This window comes from Halostella pelagica (assembly GCF_004762015.1).
In the GTDB taxonomy this organism is placed as follows: Archaea; Halobacteriota; Halobacteria; order Halobacteriales; family Natronoarchaeaceae; genus Halostella; species Halostella pelagica.
The window spans coordinates 42,033-54,855 of sequence record NZ_SJES01000002.1 but is presented as its reverse complement, the minus strand read 5'-3'; the positions used below and the strand labels follow the sequence as shown (position 1 = coordinate 54,855).

Below are 12,823 nucleotides of genomic sequence, written 5' to 3'. Positions count from 1 at the left end.
TCGGAGACACATCGTCCCGGAGAACACCGATCATTCCGCCGTGCCGTCAACGGCTAACACCGTCCGAGTGGTTTCGAGGGCAGTGATGGCCTGTTCCGCTAACATGCATCGCCGTACCGTCTCCGTCTCGCGGTCGTAAGTCAGCATTCCCATCTCCTCTAATTTCGGGAGGTCCGAGTGGACGAGTGAGATCCGTATCTCAGCGGGATCTGCCCCGGTTTCTGTTGCGAGATGTCCCGCAAGTCCGTCGAGCGACGCACTGTCGCTCCTCTCGGCGAGATAGGAGAGGATCCGCTGCCGGCGGCTATTTGACAGTGCCTCGAACACCGTTTGCACAGGGTCGGCGAGCGATTGCGATCGGTTGGTAGCCATCAGTATCACTCACGCGGCGGACCCGAAAGCATCGACGGGTTCGATATCGAACCGGTTTAAGTGTCGGTCGCCGTTCCCCTGACGCCTTCGAACGTTTCTTCGAGCACTGTCTCGTGCGCGCGCCGCAGGCGCTTCGAGATAGCGTTCGTAGAAATATCCAGTTCGTTCGCGAGTTCCTCCATCGACGTTTCACGGGGGACTGAGAAATACCCCTGATCGTAGGCGAGTTCGAGCACTTCGCGCTGTTCGTCCGTGAGATGTTGTACCGCTGGATCGCTCGTCGTATCCGCCTTGTACAGGCGAACCAGTTCGAACGAGAGGTCGTACGCTGCACACAGGTCGTGGAACTCGGCGAGCGATTCGTCGTCGGGAAACAGGATCCGGACGTGCCACTTCCCGTTGTCTCCCACTGCGTCCAGTATCGTCGCGCCTACGTCATCGAGGGCGTACACGAGCGGTTCCGCGTTCTCGTCCCACTCCGCGCGGTAGAACCGCCCTTCGGAACTGTCGTCGAGTCGGCGCACGTCCTTGACGCTCGGATCGGTTCGTAGCGCGTCGTGGAACTCGTCGATACCGTCGCCCCGTGCCCAGAAGAACGGGGTGACGCGGTTCGTGGTATCAGCGACAATACGTTCTACCTCGACGGTTACCTCCGGGTCCTCCTGCAGTGCCCGTCCGAGAACGAACTCCGTCGACGGGTGGCTGAACTCCGCGATAGTTGGCATTCGACCGGTTTATTGCCTCAAAGTACCTAACCTCTGCGGCCGCTCGGGGCGTCGTCGGGGACCGTCACAGCATGCTCTACCTCCCCCGCCCGCTCGTCTTTGGGGCGGCGGCTTATGCCGCTCGACGTAGAGAGATCCCGTATGGAGAAATGTCCTGTTTGCGGCGAGGAGATATACCAGGGCGAGGAGAACCAGATCGTAACGGAGTACCAGAGCGAACAGTTCCACTTCTGTTCCGAGGAGCACCGCGACGAGTTCGAAGAATCTCCCGGTGAGTACACCTGACAAGGGACTGTCGTCGAAGCCGGAAACGAACGCCGTTCGAAGTGGGACAACCAGTGGACCTCCGACCACTGTTACGACGAGTGGAAACGTCACGATGACGTGGGAGACCGCGAACGTCGAGAGCGCCGCTCCTAAGGTTTATACCGGATACCCGGCCCAACACCGGCGTGCGGTAACCATCGCGCGGTGTCGGTTCAGGCGGGAGTACGGCGCACTGCACCGCGCTCGCTTCGCGCCGTCTGTTCGTTCTCGCGGGCCCTCGGCGCGTACTGCGTTCCGTCACGGGCGGTAGTGACGGATCCCCTCTTCGAGACAGCGGAAAAATGACATGTATCCGATGTGTTACTGGCTCGTTCCGGTCTTCACCCGCTGGAGAGAGTACACGGTTTCCGGGTGCCGTTCGTCCCCGACCTGCGTCTCGTTCTCTTCCGATCGCTCGAAGCCGTGTTCTTCGTAGAACGCGTTCCCGAGTTCGTTCTCCGCGAGTACCATCGCTCGGATGCGTTCGACGCCCCTTCCGAACAGTTCGTCACGAACTGATGCGAGGAGATGCGTGCCGACTCCCTGCCGGCGGTAATCCGGCGCAACGTACAAACGGAGGATGTCCCCCTCGGATACGTCCCAGACAACATGGGCGAACCCGACGATAGCGCCGCCGTCGTCAGCGACGAATATTTCGGCGTCGTCAGCGTCGACCACGTCTCTCAGTTTCCCCTCGGCATACCAGTCTTCGACCGTGTCGTCGATAGTTTCCCGGCTGACGAACTCGGGGTAATCCTGCTCCCACGACCGTTCAGCGATCCCCTTGACGGTCGATACGTCCGATTCGGTGGCTGGGCGGATCTCCATGCGGGAGTTTCGTTGGAAAAACCGTTACGTTTTTCGCTGGCTGTCGGATCGCTGGTGAATCGGGTACGTTTGGACGGGTTTGTCACAAACCCCTTTTGTACCCCCAACTATGGTGTTATCGGGGCAACTTGGGGCGATACCGGGGCGTTCGATCACGCAGGGGACGTGGGGGACGGGGGTCACCCATCACGGACGACGGAGAAAACACCATGTCGAAACGACATCACTACGAGACACGACAGAACGGGACTCAGAGGCACCCCACTCACTCTCGTAGTGGGGTCGACGACGGCTCACTGCCGGAGGTTTTCGAGGGGGAGGGGACGTGGCACGCCTTTGCCACGGCGCTCACCGAGTGTCCGGAGTGTGCCAGCAACCGGGAAACGGCTGTCCACGACCGGGAAAACACCGTCCGACGGTTGCACTCGCAAGGGGGGTTAGAGGGAGACCGAAACGACGAGAAACGGGTCGAGACCGACACCGGAACCCAGTCGACGATGCTCGATCCCGGAACCGTCGCAACGTTTTACGCCGGCGTCAGTACGAGCGCCGATTCGCTCTCGATTCACGTCCATTTCAGTACCGGGCACACGGTCGAGCTTATCGGTCCGGACGAGACTGTCCACCGGTCTGTGGATCCGGGTGATTCGATGAAAGAGGCCATCGGCATCAGAACCTGGACGGTGGATTCATCAGAACCGGGACAGTGGACCGTCGAAATACGGTCACCGTTATCGGGCGAGAAGCGGAAGGTTTCGGTTACGTTCGGAACGCTCACGGCTGAGCAGGATACTTGACAGGTAAAACGACCGTGACCCAGTCGTCTCCGTTTGGTTAGCTCGTCCGGTCGCGACCCGCTCTGCTTCTCGGATGCCTTAGTCGAAATCCGGAAGGTCGTCCGGTGCGTCGTATTCCGCTTCCCAGTCTACGAAGTCTTGCTTCAGTACCTCGCTGACGACCTGACCGAGTTCGGTCAGTCCAGCGTTGATAGCGGAGACCGTTCCCCAGGAGTCGAGGTCCGGATGATAGTCGCGTTCGCGCCAGTCCTCGGGAATGCCGGGCGCGTGATAGCCGACTCTGTCGGCAAAGTCGTCCCAGAAAAAGTCGAACTCCCGGAACAGACCGAGGTCCCTCGCGATTTCGAACTCCCCTTCGTCCATGTCCGTGTTCCCTCGCCACTCGTCGAAGGCGTCCGCCCACGCGCCGTCTTTCAGGAACTGTTCGAGGTCCTGACGGCGGTAGTTCGCATTCCCCGTCACCTCGACGTCGTCGTACTCTTCCGGGTCCGTCTCCTGTAGTTCGGGCGGGTCGGGCGCGTCGACATCGAGAGTCATACAGTACCCTACGCCGGCGCGAGGAATAGTAGTGTCGTTCAGTCACCTCCCCGGCGACCGCGGACCGAACGCTTAGCGATCGTTCGTAGAGAGCGCCGCGTTTCGCCGTCGCTTCCCTTCTTCGCTATCGACCGTGAGCTCGGGGACCGGAACGGGGTCGTGCTCGTCGTCGATAGCGACGTAGACGAAGTACGATCCGGTCGTTGGTTCGCGCTCGCCGGTCCGCGGGTTCTCGCGGAACGCTCGGAGTCTAACGCTGACGCTAGTTTCGCCCGTGTCGTAGACGTAGGACTCGATGACGGCAGTGTCCCCGACGTATATCGGCTGGCGGAAGTTCATCTCGTTCACGCGGGCGGTGACACACGCCTCGCCGGCGAAGCGCATCGCTGACATCGCGCCGATCTCGTCCATCCACTTCATGACGTTGCCACCGTGGACGGTGTCGAGGCTGTTGGCGTGGTTCGGCTGCACCATTTCGCGGTTCTCGATGTACGTGTCCATCAGACTCGGCATGTTCGGGAGTTGTCACGGCCCGGGAAAGATACTGTCGGATCGAACGAGTGCCGGCCGCCGAAAGCCGTTCTCGCCGTCACGACTCTCCGACAGTGGTAAAAGCCGCGGCAGTATATCGATGTGCATGAGTGACGAAGCGGAGTCGGCGACGCCTCCCCAGGCGTCGCACCCGCCCTCCGGCGAGGGCAGGGTGCAGGTCGTCGGAACGGCTCACGTCTCCGCCGACAGCGTAGAGGAAGTCGAACGGACTATCGAGGAAGAGCGTCCCGACATCGTTGCGGTGGAATTAGACGAGGGCAGATACCAACAGATGCAGGGCGAAGCGGGCCAGGACCTAGAAGCCCGCGACCTCTTGCGCGGCAACACGGTGTTTCAGTTTCTCGCCTACTGGATGCTCTCGTACGTTCAGGCGCGACTCGGAGAACGGTTCGACATCCAGCCGGGTGCGGACATGAAAGCCGCTATCGACACCGCCGAGGAACTCGGTATCGGCGTCGCGCTGGTCGACCGAAACATCCAGGTGACGATCCAGCGGTTCTGGGCGAGGATGACGTTCATCGAGAAAGTGAAGATGGTCGGGAGCCTCTTTCTCGGGCTGTTCGGATTCGGCGGCGAACCGCAAGAGGAGTTCGATATGGAGGACATCACGGACGCGGACGTCGTCACGGCGATGATAGAGGAGTTCCGGCGGTTCAGCCCTGGCGGAGCCGAGGCGCTCATCGACGAACGGGACGCCTTCATCGCCCACAAACTGCTTGCGCTACGGGAGCAGGGGTATCACGTCGTCGCCACCGTCGGTGCCGGCCACCGCGAAGGGATCGAAGGCTACCTCGAAAACCCCGAGACGCTACCGCCGATGGAATCGCTCGTCGGGACCCACTCCAAACGCTGGTTCTCGCCGGTTAAGCTGCTCGGATACCTCTTTACCGTCGGCTTTCTCGTGTTCTTCTTCCTGCTCATCATGGCGGGCGTCAACGACACGTTCCTCCTGAAACTGTTCGGAGCGTGGTTCCTGTTCAACGGTGTTCTCGCGTTCTCGCTGGCGAAGATAGCCGGCGCGCGCTGGACGAGCGCAGGAGTCGGCGGCGCAGTCGCGTGGCTCACCAGCGTCAATCCGTTGCTCGCTCCGGGGTGGTTCGCCGGCTACATGGAGCTCCGGCACCGCTCCGTCGACATCGGCGATATCGGCAAGCTGAACGAGATCATGAGCGACGAGGAGACGCCGATCCGCGACCTCATTGGACAGATGTTCGACGTGCCGCTGTTCCGACTCATCATGGTCGTCGCGCTGACGAACATCGGCAGCATGATCGCCAGTTTCCTCTTTCCGTTCACGGTCTTGCCGTGGCTCGCCCCCGAGATAGGTGGCGTCAGCGGCGTCCTCGACCAACTGATCGCCGGTGCGGAAAACAGCGCGGAACTGATCTGGGAGCTGGTCACCTGATGCGTTTCTCCGGCCGCGAGGTCGTCGATCTGGTAGCGGCGTGGCTGGCGCTCGGCCTCGCGTTCACGCTTTTTTTCGTCCCTGCTGCGCGCGCCATGGATCCGGACGCTATCCTCTCGTTTCTCCCCGTGAGCATGCTGACTGTCGGGGTTGCGTTCCTCCTCCACGAACTCGCTCACAAGTTCGTCGCAGTCCGATTCGGCCAGATTGCGGAGTTCCGAGCCGACTACGGGATGCTCTTTATCGCCATCATGAGCGCCCTTGCCGGCTTTATATTCGCGGCTCCGGGTGCCGTCCACCACCGCGGTCGGATCACGCGCCGAGAGAACGGCCTCATATCGCTCGCCGGTCCGGTAACGAACATCCTGCTGATGGTTCCGTTCGGCGCGCTCGCGCTCACCGGCGCTGGCCCGGACGTCAGCGGCTACTCGGTCGGCAGTCTCGGTGTCGGCATCAACGGCTTCCTCGCGGCGTTCAACATGATCCCGTACGGCCCACTCGACGGGAAGACGGTCTGGAAGTGGAACAAAGCGGTGTATCTCGCCGTGTTCGTTCCGGCCGCGGCGTTCGTGGTGTGGATGTTCCTCGGAACGCCCGGATACTGACTACCGCGGGAAGTCGGACCGCCCGCGACGCCGGTCGGTCGTCACTTCGCCGTCACCCACGCCAGGAAGACGAGCGCGACGAACTGCATCCCGCGGAGGACTGCAACAGCCGTCTGTACGCCGGGGTCACCGGAGTACAGCATCTTCGTGCTGAAGAAGAAGTAGATCGCGGTAGCGTTTTCGAGCAGCATCACGCTCCCGAAGGCGATCAGCCCCAGGATGAGCGGCGTCCGGAAGGTCCGATAATTCCGCACCCAGACAGCGGTCAGGCCCGCTAACAGGAGGATGTTGACCCCCGAGAGGGCGCTCGCAACCATGATTTCGGTGCCCATCGCCATGGTTACTCCACTTCGTCGAGGATGGTCTCGAACTCCTCGCGGTGTTGCTCGAAGCGGTCCGTGAGAAAGTACAGTTTGCCGTACTCGTTCTCGCCGCTCTCGAGGACGTCGTGTTCAGTGAGCATATCTAGGTGGTGACGAACAGTGTTGTAATCCATCTCGATCGCCTCCGCGATCTGATTCGCGTTGCGTGGACGCTCCGATAGCGTGCGGACGATCCGCGCCCGCGTTTCGCCGCCCCGCGTACCGGCGAAGAGATACCAGAGCGCCTGTTCCATCTCCGTACGTGTCGGTCTGTCCCGGATTATATAGTTTCACCGTTACCTCTCAACGGTTCTGGAGACCCAGCCGGTGGGACCGCTCGGATACGAGTCGGACCGCTCCTCCGGTTGTACGTCGCCGTTGCCGTCGACGGCGCGAACGACCACTTCGTGTGTGCCCGACGGCGTGAACTCGTGACTCCACTGTCGCCACACGTCGTCTCCCGGGAGCGGTTCCGACAGGGTCGCCTCGGCCCACGTGTCGCCGCCGTCGGTCGACACCTCGACTGTCTGGACTCCGCGCGTCCCCGCGTAGGCGTGACCGGCGAGTCGGACGTTTCCGTCGTCTTTGTGTTCGACGCCCTCGTCGTAGAGTTTCGCGACCGTTTCGACCGGGCCCGTACCGTGCCAGCCGCGTTCCTCCCAGTAGCCTTCCGCCTCCTGGTCGAGCACCTCTATTTCGGTGACCCACTTGACGTTGATCTCGCCCCAGTGGCCGGGTATCAACGTCCGGACGGGATGGCCGTGGCCTTTGGGGAGTTCGGTCCCGTTCATTCCGTACGCCAGGAACCCACGCTGGAGGGCCGACAGCGGGAACACCTGATAGTAGTCGTCCGCGGCGTGGAGCCTGACGCATTCGCATCCGCCCTGGGGACCGGCCCGCTCGATAAGCGGCGCGACCGGCGTTCCGGTCCAGAGCGCGTTGTCCATCTTCTTCCCGTTCAGGTTTTCGCCGACGCAGCGAAGCGTGACGAATCGGTGTTCTGACTCTCTCTCCCGCAGGTCGTCGAAGTCGAGGGTGAACGGCTCGTCGACCTCACCCGTCACCGCCAGTTCCCAGTCGTCTTGATCGACGGTTGGGTCGAAGCTACTGTAATCGACCTCGTAGAACTCGTCGCTGACGAGCCCCTCGATTCCGGCTACGTCGAGCGAGCGCTCTTCTGCGGTGTCCAGTAGCGCTTCCGTCTCCGCTTGCTCGTCGAGCGGTTCCGTTTCGATCCCGGTGTCCCGTTGCGTCCCGATGACGGTCCCGGCCGCCGCAAGGCCGAGCAGCGATCCGACTGAACCGAGGACGGCGCGGCGGCGCTCGGAAGTCTCGGCCGGTCCGTCGCTGACCCGCCTGGCAACTGGGACCGCGGCTGCGGGCAGGGCTGTGGCTGCCGCGGAGAGTACCGGCGACCCCACGGTAAACGACAGTGCAAGCGCGATCCCGCCGCCGACCGCGACACCCGGGAGCGCGTGGCCGGTCCGGTCGGCCGCAACGATCCCCGCGAATCCGGCGAGCGCGAACAGGCCGATAGCGGTCGCGATAGCGCCGACAAGCAACAACTGGTGGCCGAGGTCGCCCAGTTGCTCGATGGCAAACGCAACAAGCACGTTGGGCGAGAGGTCCCGGAGGACCTCCTCGGTCGCCGCCCCGACGAACTGAGGGGTGAACCCGGTTGCGGCGTACGACCCAGCGACGGATGCGAGACCGCCCGCTCCCGCGAGGGCGAACGCCGACCGATAGTCACGGAGTGTATCGATCATCGGAGTCGAGTGTACCCCAGGATGGCGACGGCGGCCAGGGCGACCGCGACGATTCCGAAGCCGTCGAGCGACCCGCCATCGCTTTCCTCTTCGTCCATATCGTTGCCGTCGTCCATGTCGTTACTATCATTCATTTCTTCGGTCGTTTCCATATCGTCGCTGTCGTTCATGCCGTCACCATCGTTCATCTCTTCGGTCGTTTCCATACCGTCGCCGTCGTCTATGCCGTCGCTGTCGTTCATGTCGTCGCCATCATTCATCGATTCGGTCGTGCCCATCCCGTCGCTGTCATCCATGTCATCGTCCATCCCGTCGCTCTCGTTCTCTTCCATCCCGTCGTCCATCGTGGCGGTCGTCGTCAACGGGGCAGTGTTCGAACTGTCTGGCGGCGAGTCGTCGACCGCTGTGAGTCCTGCGACCGGCAGAGAGACCAGTGTGAGTCCGATAAGCGCTACCACGAGCGTCCGTCCGAAGTGTCGTCGGTTCATCTCCGTCTGTATGCAGAGAGGATTGGGATAAACCGATTTTTCAAACTCGGTTCGGTGTCGGTACAAACTGCGTCTAGAATTCGTTCGGGATCCGTCGTCCGGACCGGCCTGAGCGGGACCGATGACCTTTTGCTCGCGCCGGGAGCGATATCGCCTATGAGTGAGGAGAACTCCGAGGAGTTGACCTACGCCGACACGGGCGTCGATATCGAGGAGAGCGAGGCGGCGACGGCGGCGCTGCTGTCGGCGTTCGGCGACGTCGACGGGTACGCCGGACTGCTCGACATCGGCGACCGCTACCTGGCGCTCGCGACCGACGGCGTCGGGACGAAACTGCTCGTCGCGGAGGCGCTCGAAGACTACTCGACGATCGGTATCGACTGCATCGCGATGAACGCCAACGACCTGGTGGCGGCCGGCGTCGACCCGGTCGCGTTCGTCGACTACATCGCCATCGACGAACCGAACGACGAGTTCACGGAACAGATCGGCGAGGGCCTCGCCGCAGGCACCGACGACGCCGGGATCGCACTGCTCGGCGGCGAGACGGCGGTGATGCCGGACGTGATCAAAGGCCTCGACCTGGCCGGGACCTGCGCGGGCCTCGCACCGAAAGACGCCATCTTCGACGGCGAGGCGGAACCCGGTGACCGCCTCGTCGGATTCCCGTCCAGCGGCATCCATTCGAACGGGCTAACACTCGCCCGCGAAGCCGTCACCCGAAATCACGAGTACACCGACCCGTTCCCGCCGAACTCCGACCGCTCCATCGGCGAAGAACTGCTGGAACCGACGCGGATCTACACATACCTGCTCGACGACCTGCGTGACCACGGTGTCCGCGCCGCGGCCCACGTCACCGGCGGCGGGTGGACCAACCTCGAACGTATGGGCGAGAACCGCTATGATATCACGGACCCGCTTCTGGCACAGTCCGTCTTCGAGTTCGTCCAGTCCGAAGGTGATGTCAGCGACGAGGAGATGCACCGCACGTTCAACATGGGGACCGGGTTCGTCGCCGCCGTCCCGGCGGACAGTGCGGACCCGCTCGCGGACGCGACCGACGGACAGGTCATCGGTACGGTAAAAGAAGGCGACGGCGTCTCGATCCGCGGCCTGACGCTGTAGTCTCTGGCGTTTCGACTAGATGCTCCTGAGGGTGACCTCGTCGTCGTCGATACGGTCGATCTGGTCGGTGCCGATAGCGTAGGTTTCGTCGGCGTCTCCCCAACCGAGACTCGACTTGATCCGTTCTGCGATCCCCGATTCGGGGTTTACGTGTATTCTACTGGCCTCGACGTCCGAGACGATGCCGACGTCGGTACCGTGTTCGTCCACGACGGTCTTGCCGACGTCGTCGTCGGTCAGTTGGACGGTACTGCCGCCGGGTTCGTTCCCGGTCCCGACGGCTTCGCCTTCGGCGTACTCCTCGTCCGGACTGGAAGCGGCCGCCCCGCCGGAACTCGTCCGTCCGGCGGTCCCCGCGGTGGCCTCGACAGTCGGCTCGGCGCGCATTTCTTCGAACTCGCCGGCCGGCACGGCTTCTTCCCCGACGACCGCCGACTCCAGGTACTCCGTCTCGACGATGTCGCTCGCGAGTCGGTCACTGTCCTCGAGGTCGTAGACGTTCCGGTACTCGTCGACGACTTCCTCCTCAACCAGCGTGCGCTTGACGAACTCGGTTTCGATGATATCCCCCTCTTTCATCCTGCTCTCGATAACCTCGGTGTCGACCGCGTTCTCGTCGAGTTCCCCCGCGCCGACGACGTCGCTTTGAAGCAGGTGTCGTTCGACGCCCTCCACGTCGACGGTTGTTTCCACCGCGTCGGTCTCGACGGTGTCGCTCTCGACCACGTCGCTCTCGACGACTTCGCTCTCAACGATTACGCGCTCGAACTGCTCGCGCGTCTCGGCCCGTACTTCCTCGATGTCGGCTTCGAGCGTCAGGTCTTCCGGCCGCCCCGGTGGTATCTCGTCGGTCCCGCGGTCGTCGTCGACCATCTCGTCGGAGGTGAACCTCGTGTCGATGACGTTCCGATCGACGACCTCGCTTTCGATCACCTCGCTTCCGAGCAGTTCGGTGTCAACGACTTCGCTCTCTATCGTCTCGTGTTCGACGACTTCCGTCTCGACTACCTTCGTTTCGACGACCTCCGTCTCGACGGTTTCGCCTTCGAGAAGCGCCTCCTCGACCGCGTCGCTCTCCATCGTCGCACGCTCGATGGCGTCGTCGTGGGACACCAGTTCGTACTCGTCCGAGTTGTCGCCGTAGAGGAAGACCAGGTCACGTTCCTCCATGGTCTCTCCGAGGCGATTCCACTCTACCTCTTCGTGTCGGTCAGACGCTTCTTCCGGGCGGTGGAAGTCGACCTCGTGTTCCTCGGCATCCCGTCGTCGGTACGGTCTGATTCCGCGTTCTTCACCCCATTCGCGGATCGTCCCCGGGTCTCTCGTTGCGTTCCACGTGTCGTCTCTGTTTCGTTCGTTACTCATTATCCCCACCATCACGCTAGTCCGCAGGAGAGCACTTAGCCGTGATCAATGGTGTCACGAACCTATCGTGTACTGTGTGATTCAAGTAACCGGGGTCGGAAACAGACCGCTCAGGAGAGTCGCGCCGCCAGATCTGCCTCGGTGACGATACCGACGGTCTCACCGTCCTCGGTTACCATCACCGCCTTGTAGTGGTCGAGCAGACTGCTGATCTCGTCTAACGTCGCGTTTTTCGAGACGGTCGGGAAACTCTCGCTCATGAACTCGCGTACCGGTTCACCGCGAGCGCCTTCGTCGACGTGAACTAGATCGCTCTGGCTGATGCTCCCGACCGGTATCCCTTCCTGAATAACGGGGAGTTGGGAGTACGCCTCGTCTTCCATCTTCCCCACGGATTTTCGGAGTTCGTCGTCGGGGGCGACGTGTATCACCGTCTCGTGCATCAGGTCCTCGGCGCGGACGATACCGCCCTCTGCCGCTTCGAGCGCGTTGACGATCCGTCGAAGCGTCGACAGTCGCGGGTCGACGTCGCCGCCCTCAATACGCGCGATGAGCGGCTGAGACACGTCTGCTCGCTCCGCGAGTTCGCTCTGGGTTAGTCCCAGTTCGTTCCGCCGCTCGCGTAAGTCGGCCGGCGTCGGGAGTTCCATACCCCCAGATTACTTTCGGTTATAAAATAAACCTTCGGTCACTCGCCGCTCTCGAGTTCTTCCTCGTTTTCGTACTCGATGGTTTCGACGACGGAGAGCGGCACGTCGCGAAGCGCCCCGCCGACCTCGCTTTTACCGATGCGCTGGGCGTGTTCCTGGCTGTCGGCGTTGAACACCTTCATTTCGAGGACGAGGCCGACGAGGGCGGTGTCCGCGGCGATAAACGCCGAGTCGAACGGTTCGCCACACGCCGGACAGCCGGTTGCGCCCACGTCGACCTCGACGTAATCCATGTCCTTCTCGTTCAATCGCTTCCCCGCTTCGCTCACTGCAACGCCGATAGCGTCGTCTATTTCTTCGACATCGCGAACCAGCCATGCGGCCTCCATCACAACGAGATAGTTGCTCATAGGAACGCTTGTGGCCGGAGGGTTTCTTTCTTTGCGGTTCGCGGCCGGTCCGCGCGGTCCGCTGACAGACGCGCACGTCAGGCCGATAATGCTCATAACTTATGAGAATCCGGGGGATGAGCGAACCCGTACATAGACTCGCGTCGGACCGATCCCCTCGATCCGTTTGGCCTGATACAATTCCAGTTGAACCGCAGTACTGCGTCGGGATGGTTGTGCTATTATAGATTGTTATATAGACAAAACCACAGTAACTCTTATATACTTCCTTCTGTTGGGACCGGTTGAAGTTCAATGATACGACGGGTGTATCTCGCCACGCTGTTCGCCCTGTACCAGATTAGCCTCGCGGTCGGCATCATGCTGATGCCGTTCGCACTCGCAATGAGCCGCGCCGGCGTTGTCCTGCCGGTTCACAGAATCATCGAAAACCTCGGCGACGCGTACCAGAACGCCGCCGGCCAAGCCAGATAACAGGGCCATAACCAGCCGTCGCGACGCTCCGGTCCCGCCGGTTCCGACCGTTG

Annotated in this window: 18 protein-coding genes; 6 read left to right on the top strand and 12 right to left on the bottom strand. The window is 62.1% G+C overall.

Annotated features, from left to right (window positions below; translation table 11 throughout):
• Positions 1 to 30: 30 nt before the first annotated feature.
• A complete protein-coding gene (locus EYW42_RS04655) occupies positions 31 to 372 on the bottom strand; it encodes a DUF7344 domain-containing protein (protein ID WP_135534101.1) in 342 nt (113 codons plus the stop codon).
• Between the two features lie 56 nt (positions 373 to 428).
• Entirely contained in the window at positions 429 to 1,097 is a 669-nt protein-coding gene (locus tag EYW42_RS04650; protein WP_135534100.1) for a helix-turn-helix domain-containing protein, read from the bottom strand.
• A 114-nt stretch (positions 1,098 to 1,211) separates the two neighbouring features.
• On the opposite strand from EYW42_RS04650, the gene EYW42_RS04645 reads away from it, so the two are divergent.
• Entirely contained in the window at positions 1,212 to 1,382 is a 171-nt protein-coding gene (locus EYW42_RS04645) for a DUF7576 family protein (RefSeq protein WP_449271865.1), read from the top strand.
• Between the two features lie 342 nt (positions 1,383 to 1,724).
• Here EYW42_RS04645 and EYW42_RS04640 read toward each other — a convergent pair whose 3' ends face one another.
• Positions 1,725 to 2,231: a GNAT family N-acetyltransferase gene (locus EYW42_RS04640; protein ID WP_135534098.1), complete on the bottom strand. Its 507-nt coding sequence runs from the start codon at positions 2,229 to 2,231 to the stop codon at positions 1,725 to 1,727.
• Positions 2,232 to 2,440: 209 nt separating this feature from the next.
• Here EYW42_RS04640 and EYW42_RS04635 point away from each other — a divergent pair, with 209 nt between their 5' ends.
• Positions 2,441 to 3,028 carry a hypothetical protein gene (locus EYW42_RS04635; protein ID WP_135534097.1) on the top strand — a complete coding sequence of 196 codons (588 nt, stop codon included), beginning with the start codon at positions 2,441 to 2,443 and terminating at the stop codon, positions 3,026 to 3,028.
• Positions 3,029 to 3,106: 78 nt separating this feature from the next.
• On the opposite strand, the gene EYW42_RS04630 is transcribed toward EYW42_RS04635, so the two are convergent.
• Together EYW42_RS04630 and EYW42_RS04625 are read right to left on the bottom strand one after the other, a co-directional pair.
• Positions 3,107 to 3,565, bottom strand: coding sequence for a hypothetical protein (locus EYW42_RS04630; protein WP_135534096.1), 459 nt, complete (start codon positions 3,563 to 3,565; stop codon positions 3,107 to 3,109).
• 72 nt (positions 3,566 to 3,637) lie between these two features.
• Positions 3,638 to 4,078, bottom strand: a complete 441-nt coding sequence (locus tag EYW42_RS04625) for an acyl-CoA thioesterase (RefSeq protein ID WP_135534095.1) — start codon at positions 4,076 to 4,078, stop codon at positions 3,638 to 3,640.
• A gap of 124 nt (positions 4,079 to 4,202) precedes the next feature.
• Between EYW42_RS04625 and EYW42_RS04620 the strand changes: the two genes are divergently transcribed.
• Both EYW42_RS04620 and EYW42_RS04615 read left to right on the top strand, forming a co-directional pair.
• The gene (locus tag EYW42_RS04620; protein ID WP_135534094.1) at positions 4,203 to 5,522 is read left to right on the top strand and encodes a TraB/GumN family protein; all 1,320 of its coding nucleotides are present in this window, start codon (positions 4,203 to 4,205) and stop codon (positions 5,520 to 5,522) included.
• Positions 5,522 to 6,127 (top strand): metalloprotease, encoded by a 606-nt coding sequence (locus EYW42_RS04615; RefSeq protein ID WP_135534093.1) that lies wholly within the window; start codon positions 5,522 to 5,524, stop codon positions 6,125 to 6,127. The genes EYW42_RS04620 and EYW42_RS04615 overlap by 1 nt, the downstream gene beginning before the upstream one ends.
• 41 nt (positions 6,128 to 6,168) lie before the next feature.
• On the opposite strand, the gene EYW42_RS04610 is transcribed toward EYW42_RS04615, so the two are convergent.
• The 4 genes from EYW42_RS04610 to EYW42_RS04595 are packed head-to-tail and all read right to left on the bottom strand — an operon-like array spanning position 6,169 to position 8,743.
• Positions 6,169 to 6,459 carry a hypothetical protein gene (locus tag EYW42_RS04610; protein WP_369335309.1) on the bottom strand — a complete coding sequence of 97 codons (291 nt, stop codon included), beginning with the start codon at positions 6,457 to 6,459 and terminating at the stop codon, positions 6,169 to 6,171.
• 8 nt (positions 6,460 to 6,467) lie between these two features.
• Complete coding sequence (locus tag EYW42_RS04605; RefSeq protein ID WP_135534091.1) at positions 6,468 to 6,743, bottom strand: winged helix-turn-helix domain-containing protein; 276 nt, start codon at positions 6,741 to 6,743, stop codon at positions 6,468 to 6,470.
• A gap of 42 nt (positions 6,744 to 6,785) precedes the next feature.
• Positions 6,786 to 8,255 (bottom strand): molybdopterin-dependent oxidoreductase, encoded by a 1,470-nt coding sequence (locus EYW42_RS04600; protein ID WP_135534090.1) that lies wholly within the window; start codon positions 8,253 to 8,255, stop codon positions 6,786 to 6,788.
• Positions 8,252 to 8,743 carry a hypothetical protein gene (locus tag EYW42_RS04595; RefSeq protein WP_135534089.1) on the bottom strand — a complete coding sequence of 164 codons (492 nt, stop codon included), beginning with the start codon at positions 8,741 to 8,743 and terminating at the stop codon, positions 8,252 to 8,254. The genes EYW42_RS04600 and EYW42_RS04595 overlap by 4 nt, the downstream gene beginning before the upstream one ends.
• A gap of 156 nt (positions 8,744 to 8,899) precedes the next feature.
• Here EYW42_RS04595 and purM point away from each other — a divergent pair, with 156 nt between their 5' ends.
• The gene (gene purM / locus EYW42_RS04590) at positions 8,900 to 9,871 is read left to right on the top strand and encodes a phosphoribosylformylglycinamidine cyclo-ligase (RefSeq protein ID WP_202613813.1); all 972 of its coding nucleotides are present in this window, start codon (positions 8,900 to 8,902) and stop codon (positions 9,869 to 9,871) included.
• A gap of 15 nt (positions 9,872 to 9,886) precedes the next feature.
• Here the strand turns inward: purM and EYW42_RS20080 are convergent, their stop codons facing one another.
• The 3 genes from EYW42_RS20080 to EYW42_RS04575 all read right to left on the bottom strand — a co-directional run bounded on the left by EYW42_RS20080 (position 9,887) and on the right by EYW42_RS04575 (position 12,296).
• On the bottom strand, positions 9,887 to 11,236 hold the full coding sequence (locus tag EYW42_RS20080; protein ID WP_135534088.1) for a hypothetical protein: 1,350 nt from the start codon (positions 11,234 to 11,236) through the stop codon (positions 9,887 to 9,889).
• Positions 11,237 to 11,346: 110 nt separating this feature from the next.
• On the bottom strand, positions 11,347 to 11,886 hold the full coding sequence (locus EYW42_RS04580; protein ID WP_135534087.1) for a CBS domain-containing protein: 540 nt from the start codon (positions 11,884 to 11,886) through the stop codon (positions 11,347 to 11,349).
• A gap of 38 nt (positions 11,887 to 11,924) precedes the next feature.
• Positions 11,925 to 12,296, bottom strand: coding sequence for a DUF555 domain-containing protein (locus EYW42_RS04575; RefSeq protein WP_135534086.1), 372 nt, complete (start codon positions 12,294 to 12,296; stop codon positions 11,925 to 11,927).
• Positions 12,297 to 12,590: 294 nt separating this feature from the next.
• Between EYW42_RS04575 and EYW42_RS04570 the strand changes: the two genes are divergently transcribed.
• Positions 12,591 to 12,770 (top strand): hypothetical protein, encoded by a 180-nt coding sequence (locus EYW42_RS04570; RefSeq protein ID WP_135534085.1) that lies wholly within the window; start codon positions 12,591 to 12,593, stop codon positions 12,768 to 12,770.
• The last annotated feature ends 53 nt before the right edge of the window (positions 12,771 to 12,823 follow it).